The sequence below is a fragment of the Salmonella sp. FC25216 genome (assembly GCF_057751355.1).
Genome location: NZ_JBDGON010000016.1, coordinates 35,810 through 49,393 on the forward strand (window position 1 = coordinate 35,810; position 13,584 = coordinate 49,393).

A 13,584-nucleotide genomic window follows, 5' to 3' on the forward strand; every position below is an offset into this window, starting at 1 on the left:
CGATGCTTTCTTACACAATAAGTGCATTTTTTTAATGCTTCATTTGCCATTTGTCCAAATTTAAGAAAATATTCGCAACAATCGATGTACCCATAACAATAACCGGTACTACCGGAACCGTTGCAAACACGACATGAGGATTTATGGCAGAGAAAAAACCGGAGCTACAGCGTGGGCTGGAAGCTCGTCATATTGAATTGATTGCCCTCGGGGGCACCATCGGCGTCGGACTCTTTATGGGCGCTGCCAGTACGCTGAAATGGGCGGGCCCGTCAGTGCTGCTGGCGTATATCATCGCCGGATTGTTCGTCTTTTTCATCATGCGTTCAATGGGGGAGATGCTCTTTCTGGAACCTGTTACCGGCTCCTTTGCCGTGTACGCCCACCGGTATATGAGTCCCTTTTTTGGCTATCTTACCGCCTGGTCATACTGGTTTATGTGGATGGCGGTCGGGATCTCGGAAATTACCGCCATTGGGGTCTACGTCCAGTTCTGGTTTCCGGAGATGGCGCAGTGGATACCGGCGCTGATTGCTGTAGGACTGGTCGCGTTGGCGAATCTGGCTGCGGTGCGCCTGTATGGTGAAATCGAGTTCTGGTTTGCGATGATCAAAGTCACCACTATTATTGTGATGATCATCATCGGCCTGGGGGTGATTTTCTTCGGTTTTGGTAACGGCGGCCAGGCGATTGGCTTTGGTAATCTGACTGAGCATGGCGGCTTTTTTGCCGGCGGCTGGAAAGGCTTTCTGACCGCATTATGTATCGTGGTGGCCTCTTATCAGGGGGTTGAGCTGATCGGTATTACCGCCGGTGAAGCGAAGAATCCGCAGGTGACGTTGCGTAGCGCGGTGGGTAAGGTGCTATGGCGTATCCTGATTTTTTATGTGGGTGCGATTTTCGTTATCGTCACTATTTTCCCGTGGAATGAGATTGGCAGCAACGGCAGCCCCTTTGTGCTCACCTTCGCGAAAATCGGCATCACCGCCGCGGCAGGCATTATCAACTTTGTCGTGTTGACGGCGGCGCTCTCCGGCTGTAACAGCGGAATGTATAGCTGTGGGCGTATGCTTTACGCGCTGGCGAAAAACCGTCAACTGCCGGCGGCAGTCGCGAAAGTCTCTCGCCACGGCGTGCCGGTCGCGGGTGTGGCGCTCTCTATTTTGATTTTGCTGGTAGGTTCCTGCCTGAACTACATCATCCCCAATCCGCAGCGCGTCTTTGTTTACGTTTATAGCGCCAGCGTACTGCCGGGGATGGTGCCGTGGTTTGTCATTCTGATTAGCCAGTTGCGCTTTCGTCGGGCGCATAAAGAAGCGATTGCGGATCATCCTTTTCGTTCCATTATGTTCCCGTGGGCGAACTATTTGACGATGGCGTTTCTGGTTTGCGTTTTAATCGGCATGTACTTTAATGAAGATACGCGCATGTCGCTGTTTGTCGGCGTCATCTTCCTGCTGGCCGTGACGCTGATCTATAAAGTTTTCGGCCTGAATCGTCACGGAACCGCCCACAAGGTGGGGGAATAAGCGCCAAAATGCGCAAAGCATAACCAAACGCGCATTTTATTTAAAAAGGCACTGGACAGCGGGGTGTGAAGTCCGTATTATCCACCCCCGCAACGGCGCTAAGCGCCCGTAGCTCAGCTGGATAGAGCGCTGCCCTCCGGAGGCAGAGGTCTCAGGTTCGAATCCTGTCGGGCGTACCATTTATTTAGGTGCTTGAGCTGCGGTGGTTTAATACCGCGTAAAAAGTTTCAGTGGTGGCTATAGCTCAGTTGGTAGAGCCCTGGATTGTGATTCCAGTTGTCGTGGGTTCGAATCCCATTAGCCACCCCATTAATATAGAGTTGTGAAACGCGAAGGTGGCGGAATTGGTAGACGCGCTAGCTTCAGGTGTTAGTGTCCTTACGGACGTGGGGGTTCAAGTCCCCCCCCTCGCACCACGACTCAATGAATTGAACTAAAAATTCAAAAAAGCAGTATATCGGCGAGTAGCGCAGCTTGGTAGCGCAACTGGTTTGGGACCAGTGGGTCGGAGGTTCGAATCCTCTCTCGCCGACCAATTTTGAACCCCGCTTCGGCGGGGTTTTTTGTTTTCTGTTCCTTTTCAACCTTTTATCCCGCACGAGTTATCATTGTGGTTTATTGGCGATATCCTTGTCTTCATTTGTCGCTGTTCGGTGACGAATAATCTATTGATTAATAATCACTTTATAAAAAGCATCCTGTTCTGTCTCCATCGGGCGACATGCTAAAGCCTCGCCAGCGGCGGGAAGATGACAATCGCGTGAATTCTCTACGTTTTTTAACACCAGCGCCTGTTTTTTAGCGGTGCAAAGATGGCACGTTATGTGCAATAATATACGGGTAGATGCTCATTCCATCTCTTATGCTCGCCTTTTGGCCTCATAAACTCAGGAATGATGCAGAGCCGTTTACGGTGCTTATCGTCCACTGACAGATGTCGCTTATGCCTCATCAAACACCCTGGACACAACGTTGAGTGAAGCACCCCTTTATGTTGTCATACAGACCTGTTTTGACGCCTGCCCCTAACCGGCAGGCGTTTTTTTATTTATGGCTAAAAGAGATTTTTGCCGGGAGGCAGTGCGGGCCCGGTAAGCAAAAACGCCACCGGGCAGCAGACGATTACTGCGGGGAATTGTTCTGTAGCGTTAGCATCAGGCCGTCGCGCCGCATGGTGGCGGCTTCTTCCGGTTGATGCAGTCGATCGAGCGCATCGGCAAGCCAGGCATAATCATACGCGTCCGGGCGTTGTTTCAGCGCGGCGCGGAAAGCCAGGGTTGCCTCCTGCCATTCACCGTGTTTCATCAGCGACTGGCCGAGCGTGCTCCATAACAGCGGGCGATCGCCTACCGTCTTGATTTGCTGGCGCAGTACTTTCTCCAGTTGTTCCGGATTATTGGTTCTGAGGCGAGGAATTGGCAGCACCAGCCGATCGTCATACTGGCGTTTCAGACCGTCGATGATAATCTGCTGCGCCATATCATGATCGTCACATTCGATCAGATGCTCGGCCATCGCGACCTGAAGCGCCACTTGATGGCGGGTTTTACGGCTTTGGTTTTTCCACCAGGTGCGTAATCCCTCGCTGCCTTGCTCGGCGCGCGCCTGATCCATCAGTCCTATCCACGCCTGTTGTTCGAGCATGGCGCGATGCGCTTCATCGCCGACGTGCGCTTTTGCCATGGATGGGATGATATCCAGTAAAGAACTCCATGCGCCGGTGCGAATATAGGCCTGCTCCGCCAGACGCAGGACTTCCGGGTGACGCGGCGTGACCTCCAGCAGTTTGTCCACGCCGTGACGCGCCGCATGATTTTCATTGCGCGCTAGCTGTAAGCGCACGCGCGTGATCTCGACCGGGATGGTGTCGTTCCCCGCCAGCTCTGCCGCACGTTCAAGGTGCTGATTGGCGCGCGCTTCATCGCCGCGCTGCTGCGCCGCTTCTGCCGCCAGCAGATAATTCACCACCGGCTGTTCAGCATGATCGGCATTTTTTGACATCAGCTTTTCAACCTGCTGATAGTCGCCCTCCGCCAGCTTCAGCAGCGCCTGTTCGGTCTGTTTGCGGGCGCGACGGCGTTTACGTCCGGCAAACCAACCGCGGGTGTGCGCGCCGGTACGAAACAGACGGCGTAGCAACCACTCAATGGCGAATAGCACCACCATAGTGACGATGAGAATGATCGCCAGTCCGGTTACGCTGGTTTCAATGTTGTAGTTATCGGTCTGGATTAACACATAGCCCTGGTGACCGGCTATCATCGGGCCGACCACGATACCCGCGAGCAACAACACAAAGAGCAATAATACTTTTAGCATCATTATTCTCCTTGCGGCGCGGTTGCCGGAGCGTCTGTCTGCGTGGCGGGCGCTTCCGTAGAGGCTGTCGGTTGCGCCAGCAGATTACGCACGCGGGTTTGCATCAGTTTTTCAAGAATCGCCTGGCTTTCCAGGGTTTCCGGCAGATCCATCGTGATATTTTGCTGGCTTAATTTATCGACTTCCTCCAGGAAGGCTTTTGTCGCGGCGTCGTCAGTATCGTAATAAGCGCGAACCCAGGTCGAAACGTTATCCAGCGCCTGGCGGTATGTTTCTTCCTGATGGCGTGGGACGGCCTGTGCGGCGACTAACAGGCGGGAGCGAATATTTTCGCGTAAATAGACGTCCTGGTTCGGCGCCAGCAGCGGTACGGCGGTATCATCGCGGCGGCGAATGGTAATAAAGCTGTCCATAAAGTTCTGCCAGCTTTTTTGCAGGTTAACGCGCCATTCGCTTAGCGAACTGGACAGCTCGCTGCTATCTGAATCCATCGGCGAGTCATCGCTATCGTTATCCGCCAGACGCAGGTTATCGATTTGGTTAGAAAGCTGATTGAGTTTGAGAATAATGCCGTCGTAGTCGATCTGCGCAACGGATGACAAGCTGGCGATATCGTCAGTAATCGCACGTCGTGCGGTAATCAGGCTGGGGTCATTCATGTCTGCCAGACTGGCGTCAGCGCTTTTGAGTAGCGCAGCGGCGGTAGTGACGTCCTGATCGCTCCACAGCTTGCGTCCGGCGAGTTTCACCAGGAAATCAGCCTGCGCCAGCAGCCAGGTTTTAGCGTCGCTGCCGGAAATGGTGGCGACTTTTTGTTGTACTTCATCAAGTTGTTTCGCCAGCGCCGCCTGTTGGCGATTCGCGTCATCTAACTGCGCCGCTTGTTTTTTGATAATCCCTTCCAGCTCTGATTTTTGGCTCTCCTGCGCCTTTTGCAAGGCGGTCAGCTGATTCGCCAGCGCATCGCTGGTTTCCGTTTGCGCGGTTGCCTGCTGTTTTCCCCAGCCATAAAGCCCAATACCTGCCGCCAGGGCAATCGCGATCGCCACCGCGCTTAATACCAGCGCGGCGCCGTTCTTACTTTTTTTCTCGGTATTGACTGGCTGTGGCGTGGTTTCCACGGTCTCCCTGGTCTCATCAACCACGGCGGAGGATTTTTCTTGTTCCGTCATTATGGCATCCCATTATGAGAGTTATTGTAATGCGCGCAACAGCGCATCGTTGTCGGCGTTATCAGCGACCCTAATATCTTGCCAGCCCAGTTCCCGGGCGAGGTGCGCCAGACGCTCACTGACGACCAACAGCCGACAGCGTAGTAACCAGTGCTCACGATACCACTGGGGAATCAGCGACCAGAGCTGTTGCAACATCTCGCCGCTGGTGACAACAAGCGTTGTTATGCCGCGAGCATGCCAGCGCATCGCTTCTTCCGCGCCATCGTAATGTTTCGCACTTCGTTGATAACATTCACAAAAATTGACTTCGGCTCCGCGAGCTGTCAGGGTTTCGCCCAGCAGTTCGCGACCGCCATTGCCACGCAAAATCAGCGCGCGTTTGCCCGCAATATTTTGTAATTCAGGTAATTGTAGCAAGACTTCGCTGATTTCCCGACCCAATGGATAACGAATATCGAATCCGCTAACGGTATGAAGGGCGAGCGCCGTGGTGCGGCCAATCGCGAAATAGCGCGGCGACGCAGGCCAGTTTCGACCATCCCGCTGGATCTGGGCGTGGGCAAAGGCGACGGCGTGCTGTGAAAGGGCAAAAACCAGATCGTTTTCCGTCAGCGTCGCCAGACGGTCGGCCAGGGTGGGCAGCTCCCGACCGGCGACAAATTCAATCAGCGGAAAACTCCAGGCCACCTGCCCCAGTGCGCGCAGACGGCTCACTAACGCTTCCCCTGCGGGAGAGGGGCGGGTGACCAGAATACTCATGCGGGCGCCTCGCCGTTATAAACTTCCGTCAGAATCGCGCGTGCGCCGTTTTCCAGCAGTTCCTCCGCAAGCGAGATGCCCATTTGCTCCGCCTGCTCGGGTGAACCACGACGTTCGCCGCGGACCATCACCGAACCGTCCGGCGCGCCAACCAGCGCACGTAGCCAAATTTCGCCGTTGATGATTTCCGCATAGCTGCCAATCGGTACCTGACAACCGCCTTCCAGGCGGGTGTTCATGGCGCGTTCCGCCGTTACGCGCAGCGCGGTTTGCGAGTGATTCAACGGTGCGAGCAGCGCCTGTGTTCTCTCGTCGTCAAGACGACACTCAATCCCGACGGCGCCCTGGCCTACGGCAGGCAGCGAAATTTCGGGCGGCAAGGCTGTGCGAATGCGCGACTCCAGACCTAAGCGTTTCAAACCGGCCACGGCCAGGATAATGGCGTCATAGTCGCCGTTGTCCAGCTTGCCGAGGCGTGTGCCGACGTTACCGCGCAATGAACGGATAATGAGGTCCGGACGGCGCTCCGCCAGTTGACACTGACGACGCAAACTGGACGTCCCGACGATACTACCCGCAGGCAGATCGTCCAGACTGTGATATTGATTCGAGACAAAAGCATCGCGTGGATCTTCGCGCTCGCAAATCGTCACCAGGCCGAGACCGTCCGGGAAGGCCACCGGAACGTCTTTCATGGAGTGCACGGCGATATCGGCGCGTTTTTCCAGCAGCGCGATTTCAAGCTCTTTAACAAACAGTCCCTTACCGCCCACTTTCGCCAGGGGAGTATCGAGGATCACGTCGCCGCGTGTGACCATCGGCACCAGTTCTACCGTCAGTCCCGGATGGGTTGCCATCAATGCGTCTTTGACATAATGTGCCTGCCAAAGCGCAAGGGGACTTTGGCGTGTGGCAATTCTTAAAACATTGTCTAACATGCTTGTTACCGTCATTATCAATCATTGACCATCCTAACATCCTTATAGAGAGGATGTTAGTTTTCCGGTCACCGTGAGTGAGAGGATAAGGCGCTGTGTCGTCAATGGCAGTGAATAATGACGAGAAACCGCCAGCCCGTATTTAAGAATTTACACGCAGCGAACGGTGCTACACTTGTATGTAGTGCATCTTTCTTTACGGTCAATGAGCAAGGTGTTAAATTGATCACGTTTTAGACCATTTTTTCGTCGGTATTAGATAAAAATATGCAGACGAGAAAGGGTAACGGTTATTTTTGACATACGGTTTATCCCGAATGGCGACGGCGAAGTACTGACCTGAACCATGACGGGTAGCAACATCAGGCGATACGTCTTGTACCTCTATATTGAGACTCTGAAACAGAGACTGGATGCCATAAATCAACTGCGCGTGGATCGCGCGCTTGCTGCCATGGGGCCCGCTTTTCAGCAGGTTTACAGTCTTCTGCCGACATTATTGCACTATCACCATCCACTGATGCCGGGTTACCTTGATGGTAACGTTCCCAGCGGTATTTGCTTCTACACGCCTGATGAAACCCAACGCCACTATCTGAACGAACTTGAGTTGTACCGCGGTATGTCGCCGCAGGACCCGCCAAAGGGCGAGCTGCCGATTACCGGCGTTTATACTATGGGCAGCACCTCTTCGGTCGGGCAGAGTTGCTCGTCCGACCTGGATATCTGGGTGTGCCATCAGGCCTGGCTCGACGGCGAAGAGCGTCAGTTGTTGCAACGTAAGTGTAGCCTGCTGGAAAGCTGGGCCGCCTCGCTTGGCGTTGAGGTGAGCTTCTTCCTGATCGATGAAAACCGTTTCCGCCATAACGAAAGCGGCAGTCTGGGCGGGGAAGACTGCGGTTCTACGCAGCACATCCTGTTGCTTGATGAGTTTTATCGTACCGCTGTGCGCCTGGCTGGGAAGCGTATTTTGTGGAGTATGGTGCCGTGCGACGAAGAAGAGCATTACGACGACTATGTCATGACGCTCTACGCGCAGGGCGTATTAACGCCAAACGAGTGGCTGGATCTGGGGGGCTTAAGTTCGCTCTCTGCCGAAGAGTACTTTGGCGCCAGCCTGTGGCAGCTATACAAGAGCATTGACTCGCCGTACAAAGCGGTGCTGAAAACGCTGCTGCTGGAAGCCTACTCATGGGAATATCCCAACCCACGACTGCTGGCGAAAGACATTAAACAACGTCTGCATGACGGTGAAATCGTATCGTTTGGACTCGATCCCTACTGCATGATGCTGGAACGGGTCACTGAATACCTGACGGCAATTGAAGATCCGACGCGGCTGGATTTAGTCCGCCGCTGCTTCTACCTGAAAGTGTGCGAGAAATTAAGCCGTGAGCGCGCCTGCGTAGGCTGGCGTCGGGAAGTATTAAGCCAGTTAGTCAGCGAGTGGGGATGGGACGACGCGCGTCTGACCATGCTCGATAATCGCGCAAACTGGAAAATCGATCAGGTGCGCGAAGCCCACAACGAATTGCTCGACGCAATGATGCAGAGCTACCGCAATCTGATTCGCTTTGCGCGGCGCAACAACCTCAGCGTGAGCGCCAGCCCGCAGGATATCGGCGTACTGACGCGTAAGCTGTACGCCGCTTTTGAAGCGTTGCCGGGTAAAGTCACGCTGGTGAACCCGCAGATATCACCGGATCTGTCCGAGCCGAATTTAACCTTTATTCATGTGCCGCCGGGGCGCGCCAACCGTTCAGGCTGGTATCTCTACAACCGCGCGCCGAACATGGATTCCATTATCAGCCATCAGCCGCTGGAATATAACCGTTATCTTAATAAGCTGGTCGCGTGGGCGTGGTTCAATGGCCTGCTGACGTCTCGAACGCATCTGTTTATTAAGGGCAACGGTATTGTCGACCTGCCTAAGCTGCAGGAGATGGTCGCCGATGTTTCGCACCATTTCCCGTTGCGCTTGCCTGCCCCGACGCCGAAAGCGCTCTACAGCCCCTGTGAAATTCGTCATCTGGCGATTATCGTTAACCTCGAATATGACCCGACGGCGGCGTTCCGCAATAAAGTGGTGCATTTTGACTTCCGTAAGCTGGACGTTTTCAGCTTTGGCGAAGAGCAAAACTGTCTGGTAGGCAGCATCGACTTGTTGTATCGCAACTCGTGGAACGAAGTGCGTACTCTGCACTTTAACGGCGAGCAGGCGATGATCGAAGCGCTGAAAACGATTCTGGGGAAAATGCACCAGGATGCCGCGCCGCCGGATAGCGTGGAGGTGTTCTGCTACAGTCAGCATCTTCGCGGCCTGATTCGCACCCGCGTGCAGCAACTGGTCTCCGAATGTATTGAGCTACGCCTTTCCAGCACCCGTCAGGAGACCGGTCGCTTCAAGGCGCTGCGGGTTTCCGGGCAGACGTGGGGACTATTCTTCGAACGCCTGAATGTCTCGGTGCAGAAGCTGGAGAATGCTATCGAATTCTACGGCGCTATTTCGCATAACAAGCTGCACGGGCTGTCGGTACAGGTGGAAACCAACCATGTGAAATTGCCGTCAGTGGTGGATGGCTTCGCCAGCGAAGGGATTATCCAGTTCTTCTTTGAAGAAACGGGCGATGAGAAAGGCTTTAATATTTATATCCTGGACGAAAGTAACCGGGCGGAAGTGTATCACCACTGCGAAGGTAGTAAGGAAGAACTGGTGCGCGACGTCAGTCGCTTCTATTCGTCATCGCATGATCGCTTCACGTATGGCTCCAGCTTTATCAACTTTAACCTGCCGCAGTTCTACCAGATAGTGAAAACCGATGGCCGCGCGCAGGTGATCCCATTCCGTACGCAGCCTATCAACACCGTGCCGCCGGCAAACCAGGATCATGACGCACCGCTATTGCAGCAGTATTTTTTATAGTTAGCGGGCCGGATGGCGACGCTGACGCGTCTTATCCGGCTTACGTTCGGCTCCGGTAGGCCCGGTAAGCGCAGCGCCACCGGGCAATAAAGCACTTAGCGGAAGCTCACCGCCTCGCCCGCCTGCTGTGTCGCCGCCTGCTCCAGCAGATCCCAGAAGGTTTCGCCGCTGCGATCGCAAATCCACTCGTCGCCTTTCAGATCGCAATGATAGCCGCCCTGTTTGGTTGCCAGCCATACCTGATGCAGCGGCTCCTGACGGTTGATAATGATCTTACTGCCGTTCTCAAAGCTGAGGGTCAGCACGCCGCCGTTGATTTCGCAGTCGATATCGCTGTCGCCGTCCCAGTCATCGAGGCGTTCTTCAATGGTTAGCCACAGAGCGTCAGCCAGGCGATGAAATTCACTGTCATTCATTGTCGTTTCCCGTTTTTTCGTGATGGCGGCAGTATAACCTGGAACAAAAGGCGTTGCAGTTTACCGCCAAACTCTTGCTTTTACGCCTTCTCCTGCGATGATAGAAAACAGAAAGCATGAACTTACAGGCAATCCATAATGAAAAACGTGTTTAAGACACTCGCTGTACTTCTGACTCTGTTCAGCCTGACGGGCTGCGGTTTGAAAGGGCCGCTTTATTTCCCGCCAGCCGATAAAAGTGTGCCGCCGCCGACGAAAAAAGTCGATTCACAAACGCAGTCCACGATGCCCGATAAGAACGATCGCGCAACGGGAGATGGCCCGTCCCAGGTCAATTACTGAGGATAGTTTTCTGTCCCCGCGTGAACGGAGTGAATGATGCAATTCTCTAAAATGCATGGCCTTGGCAACGATTTTATGGTCGTCGACGCGGTAACGCAGAATGTCTTTTTTTCGCCGGAGCTGATTCGTCGGCTATCCGACAGACACCTGGGCGTAGGGTTCGATCAGCTGCTGGTGGTTGAGCCGCCCTATGATCCTGAGCTGGACTTTCATTACCGCATCTTCAACGCCGACGGCAGTGAAGTCTCGCAGTGCGGCAATGGCGCGCGCTGTTTCGCGCGATTTGTTCGCCTGAAAGGGCTAACCAATAAACGCGATATTCGGGTCAGTACCGCGAAGGGCCGGATGGTACTGAGCGTCACGGAAGATGAACTGGTGCGGGTGAATATGGGGGAGCCAAACTTTGAACCCGCGCAGGTGCCTTTTCGCGCCAACAAAGCGGAAAAGACGTATATTATGCGAGCGGCGGAACAGACCATACTGTGCGGCGTAGTTTCAATGGGCAATCCGCACTGTGTCATTCAGGTTGATAACGTCGATACGGCGGCCGTTGAAACGCTGGGACCGGTTCTGGAAAGCCATGAGCGTTTTCCTGAACGCGCCAATATCGGTTTTATGCAGGTTGTAAGACGCGAGTATATCCGGCTGCGAGTCTATGAACGCGGCGCAGGGGAGACCCGCGCGTGCGGCAGCGGCGCGTGTGCTGCCGTTGCCGTGGGGATTCAGCAGGGACTGCTGGCTGAAGAGGTACGCGTGGAATTACCGGGCGGTCGGCTGGATATCGCCTGGAAAGGTCCGGGTCATCCGTTATACATGACTGGCCCGGCGGCACATGTCTACGACGGATTTATCCATTTATGAAGCAACCAGAGGAAGAACTACAGGAAACGCTCATGGAACTGGACGATCGAGCGGTCGTCGATTACTTGCGCCACCACCCTGAGTTTTTTATCCGTAATGCCCATGCCGTGGAAGCGATGCGTGTTCCCCATCCCGTGCGGGGAACGGTTTCGCTCGTTGAGTGGCATATGGCCCGCGCGCGTAATCACATCAATGCGCTTGAAGAAAATATGACGCTGCTGATGGAACAGGCTCATGCCAATGAAAGTCTGTTTTATCGACTGCTGCATCTGCAAAGCCGTCTGGTCGCCGCGGATAGTCTGGATGAGATGCTGATGCGATTGCACCGCTGGGCGCGCGATCTGGGGCTTGCCGGCGCGACGCTGCGTCTGTTCCCGGATCGTTGGCGACTTGGCGCGCCGTCGCGCTATACGCATCTGGCGTTAAACCGTCAGGCTTTCGAGCCGCTGCGTATTCAGCGACTGGGACAGTCGCAACATTATCTTGGTCCGCTAAACGGCCCGGAACTGCTGGTAGTTTTGCCAGAGGCGAAAGCGATTGGTTCGGTTGCGATGTCCATGTTGGGCCGTGACGCCGATCTCGGCGTCGTGCTTTTCAGTAGCCGCGACGTTCATCACTATCAGCCAGAACAGGGGACGCAGCTTTTGCAGGAGATCGCGCTGATGCTGCCGGAACTGCTGGAACGCTGGATTGAACGCGTATGACGGATGTCGCGCTTTCTCAGGATGTCTCGCGGTTCCTGCGCTATTTAGGCGTGGAGCGCCAGCTTAGCCCCATTACCCTGCTGAACTACCAGCGTCAGCTTGATGCCATTATCGCTTTAGCCGGAGAAACCGGGCTGAAAAGCTGGCAGCAATGTGACGCTGCGATAGTGCGCAGTTTTGCGGTTCGCAGTCGGCGCAAAGGGCTTGGTCCTGCCAGTCTGGCGCTACGTCTCTCGGCATTGCGGAGCTTTTTTGACTGGTTAGTCAGTCAGGGCGAATTGAAAGCTAACCCGGCGAAGGGCGTCTCCGCACCGAAAGCGCCGCGTCATCTGCCGAAAAATATTGATGTCGACGACGTTAACCGCCTGCTGGACATCGATCTCAACGATCCGCTCGCAGTACGCGACCGGGCGATGCTGGAGGTGATGTACGGCGCGGGGCTGCGTTTATCCGAACTGGTTGGCCTGGATATAAAACACCTCGATCTCGATACCGGCGAAGTGTGGGTAATGGGCAAAGGCAGCAAAGAGCGGCGCCTGCCGATTGGCCGTAACGCGGTGACGTGGATTGAGCACTGGTTGGATCTGCGCGGTCTGTTCGCCAGCGATGAAGAGGCGTTATTCCTGTCGAAACTTGGCAAGCGTATCTCCGCGCGCAATGTCCAAAAACGGTTCGCCGAATGGGGCATAAAGCAGGGGCTAAACAGCCACGTGCATCCGCATAAGCTGCGCCATTCGTTCGCGACCCATATGCTGGAATCGAGCGGCGATCTGCGCGGCGTGCAAGAGCTGCTGGGTCATGCCAACCTTTCCACCACCCAAATTTATACTCATCTTGATTTTCAACACCTTGCTTCGGTGTACGACGCGGCGCATCCGCGCGCTAAACGGGGGAAATAATGCGTTTTTACCGGCCTTTGGGGCGTATTGCCGCGCTCACCTTTGACCTGGATGATACCCTTTATGATAACCGTCCGGTGATTTTGCGTACTGAGCAGGAAGCGCTCGCTTTTATGCAAAATTATCACCCGTTGCTACGTTCGTTTCAAAACGTCGATTTACAGCGGATACGGCAGGCGGTGCGTGAAGTGGAGCCGGAAATTTATCATGACGTTACCCGCTGGCGCCATCGCGCGATAGAGCAGGCCATGCGGGATGCGGGACTATCGGCGCAGGAGGCCATTGCCGGCGCGAATGCGGCGATGATGCATTTTGCCAAATGGCGTAGCCAGATTGAGGTTCCGCAGGCTACCCATGAGACGTTACAGCGGCTTGCGAAAAAATGGCCGCTGGTGGCGATCACTAACGGCAACGCCCAGCCGGAACTGTTTGGCCTCGGTGATTACTTTAAGTTTGTACTGCGCGCTGGTCCGGATGGGCGTTCCAAGCCGTTTAGCGACATGTATTTCCTGGCGGCGGAAAAACTGCATGTGCCGATCGGCGAGATCCTACATGTCGGCGACGATCTGACTACCGATGTGGCTGGCGCTATTCGCTGTGGGATGCAGGCTTGCTGGATTAAGCCGGAAAATGCCGACCTGATGCGGACACTGGACAGCCGTTTACTGCCGCATATTGAAATTTCGCGGTTGGCATCTCTCACCTCGCTGATATAATCA

At 54.8% G+C, this 13,584-nt stretch carries 12 protein-coding genes and 4 tRNA genes; 11 read left to right on the plus strand and 5 right to left on the minus strand.

Annotated elements, in window-relative coordinates:
• The first annotated feature begins 143 nt into the window (after positions 1–143).
• The 5 genes from thrP (at position 144) to AC3G3F_RS22280 (ending at position 2,064) form a co-directional block, all read left to right on the plus strand.
• On the plus strand, positions 144–1,529 hold the full coding sequence (gene thrP, locus AC3G3F_RS22260) for a bifunctional threonine/serine APC transporter ThrP (RefSeq protein ID WP_023247385.1): 1,386 nt from the start codon (positions 144–146) through the stop codon (positions 1,527–1,529).
• A 102-nt stretch (positions 1,530–1,631) separates the two neighbouring features.
• Positions 1,632–1,708: transfer RNA gene (locus AC3G3F_RS22265), tRNA-Arg, on the plus strand.
• 54 nt (positions 1,709–1,762) lie between these two features.
• Positions 1,763–1,838 (plus strand) — tRNA-His (locus AC3G3F_RS22270).
• A gap of 20 nt (positions 1,839–1,858) precedes the next feature.
• Positions 1,859–1,945 (plus strand) — tRNA-Leu (locus AC3G3F_RS22275).
• Between the two features lie 42 nt (positions 1,946–1,987).
• Positions 1,988–2,064: transfer RNA gene (locus AC3G3F_RS22280), tRNA-Pro, on the plus strand.
• Positions 2,065–2,651: 587 nt separating this feature from the next.
• Here the strand turns inward: AC3G3F_RS22280 and hemY are convergent.
• From hemY to hemC, 4 genes are read right to left on the minus strand one after another with little or no spacing between them, the layout of a single operon-like run.
• The gene (gene hemY, locus AC3G3F_RS22285) at positions 2,652–3,848 is read right to left on the minus strand and encodes a protoheme IX biogenesis protein HemY (protein WP_044136175.1); all 1,197 of its coding nucleotides are present in this window, start codon (positions 3,846–3,848) and stop codon (positions 2,652–2,654) included.
• 2 nt (positions 3,849–3,850) lie between these two features.
• Positions 3,851–5,020 carry a uroporphyrinogen-III C-methyltransferase gene (gene hemX, locus AC3G3F_RS22290; RefSeq protein WP_023247387.1) on the minus strand — a complete coding sequence of 390 codons (1,170 nt, stop codon included), beginning with the start codon at positions 5,018–5,020 and terminating at the stop codon, positions 3,851–3,853.
• Between the two features lie 21 nt (positions 5,021–5,041).
• Positions 5,042–5,782 carry a uroporphyrinogen-III synthase gene (gene hemD, locus AC3G3F_RS22295; RefSeq protein WP_079814183.1) on the minus strand — a complete coding sequence of 247 codons (741 nt, stop codon included), beginning with the start codon at positions 5,780–5,782 and terminating at the stop codon, positions 5,042–5,044.
• The gene (hemC, locus tag AC3G3F_RS22300) at positions 5,779–6,720 is read right to left on the minus strand and encodes a hydroxymethylbilane synthase (RefSeq protein ID WP_023247389.1); all 942 of its coding nucleotides are present in this window, start codon (positions 6,718–6,720) and stop codon (positions 5,779–5,781) included. Before hemC ends, hemD begins: the two co-directional genes overlap by 4 nt.
• Before the next feature lie 376 nt (positions 6,721–7,096).
• Here hemC and cyaA point away from each other — a divergent pair, with 376 nt between their 5' ends.
• Positions 7,097–9,643, plus strand: a complete 2,547-nt coding sequence (cyaA, locus tag AC3G3F_RS22305; protein ID WP_023247390.1) for a class I adenylate cyclase — start codon at positions 7,097–7,099, stop codon at positions 9,641–9,643.
• A 95-nt stretch (positions 9,644–9,738) separates the two neighbouring features.
• Here cyaA and cyaY read toward each other — a convergent pair whose 3' ends face one another.
• Positions 9,739–10,059 (minus strand): iron donor protein CyaY, encoded by a 321-nt coding sequence (gene cyaY / locus AC3G3F_RS22310; protein WP_023247391.1) that lies wholly within the window; start codon positions 10,057–10,059, stop codon positions 9,739–9,741.
• Between the two features lie 138 nt (positions 10,060–10,197).
• On the opposite strand from cyaY, the gene lptM reads away from it, so the two are divergent.
• Genes lptM through yigB form a run of 5 tightly spaced genes read left to right on the plus strand, consistent with a single transcriptional unit; the run spans position 10,198 to position 13,581 of the window.
• The gene (lptM, locus tag AC3G3F_RS22315; protein WP_023247392.1) at positions 10,198–10,401 is read left to right on the plus strand and encodes an LPS translocon maturation chaperone LptM; all 204 of its coding nucleotides are present in this window, start codon (positions 10,198–10,200) and stop codon (positions 10,399–10,401) included.
• A gap of 36 nt (positions 10,402–10,437) precedes the next feature.
• A complete protein-coding gene (dapF, locus tag AC3G3F_RS22320; protein ID WP_023247393.1) occupies positions 10,438–11,262 on the plus strand; it encodes a diaminopimelate epimerase in 825 nt (274 codons plus the stop codon).
• Positions 11,259–11,966 (plus strand): DUF484 domain-containing protein, encoded by a 708-nt coding sequence (locus AC3G3F_RS22325; RefSeq protein ID WP_023247394.1) that lies wholly within the window; start codon positions 11,259–11,261, stop codon positions 11,964–11,966. Before dapF ends, AC3G3F_RS22325 begins: the two co-directional genes overlap by 4 nt.
• Complete coding sequence (gene xerC / locus AC3G3F_RS22330) at positions 11,963–12,865, plus strand: tyrosine recombinase XerC (RefSeq protein WP_000132874.1); 903 nt, start codon at positions 11,963–11,965, stop codon at positions 12,863–12,865. The genes AC3G3F_RS22325 and xerC overlap by 4 nt, the downstream gene beginning before the upstream one ends.
• Positions 12,865–13,581, plus strand: coding sequence for a 5-amino-6-(5-phospho-D-ribitylamino)uracil phosphatase YigB (yigB, locus tag AC3G3F_RS22335; protein WP_023247395.1), 717 nt, complete (start codon positions 12,865–12,867; stop codon positions 13,579–13,581). The genes xerC and yigB overlap by 1 nt, the downstream gene beginning before the upstream one ends.
• Positions 13,582–13,584 lie beyond the last annotated feature (3 nt).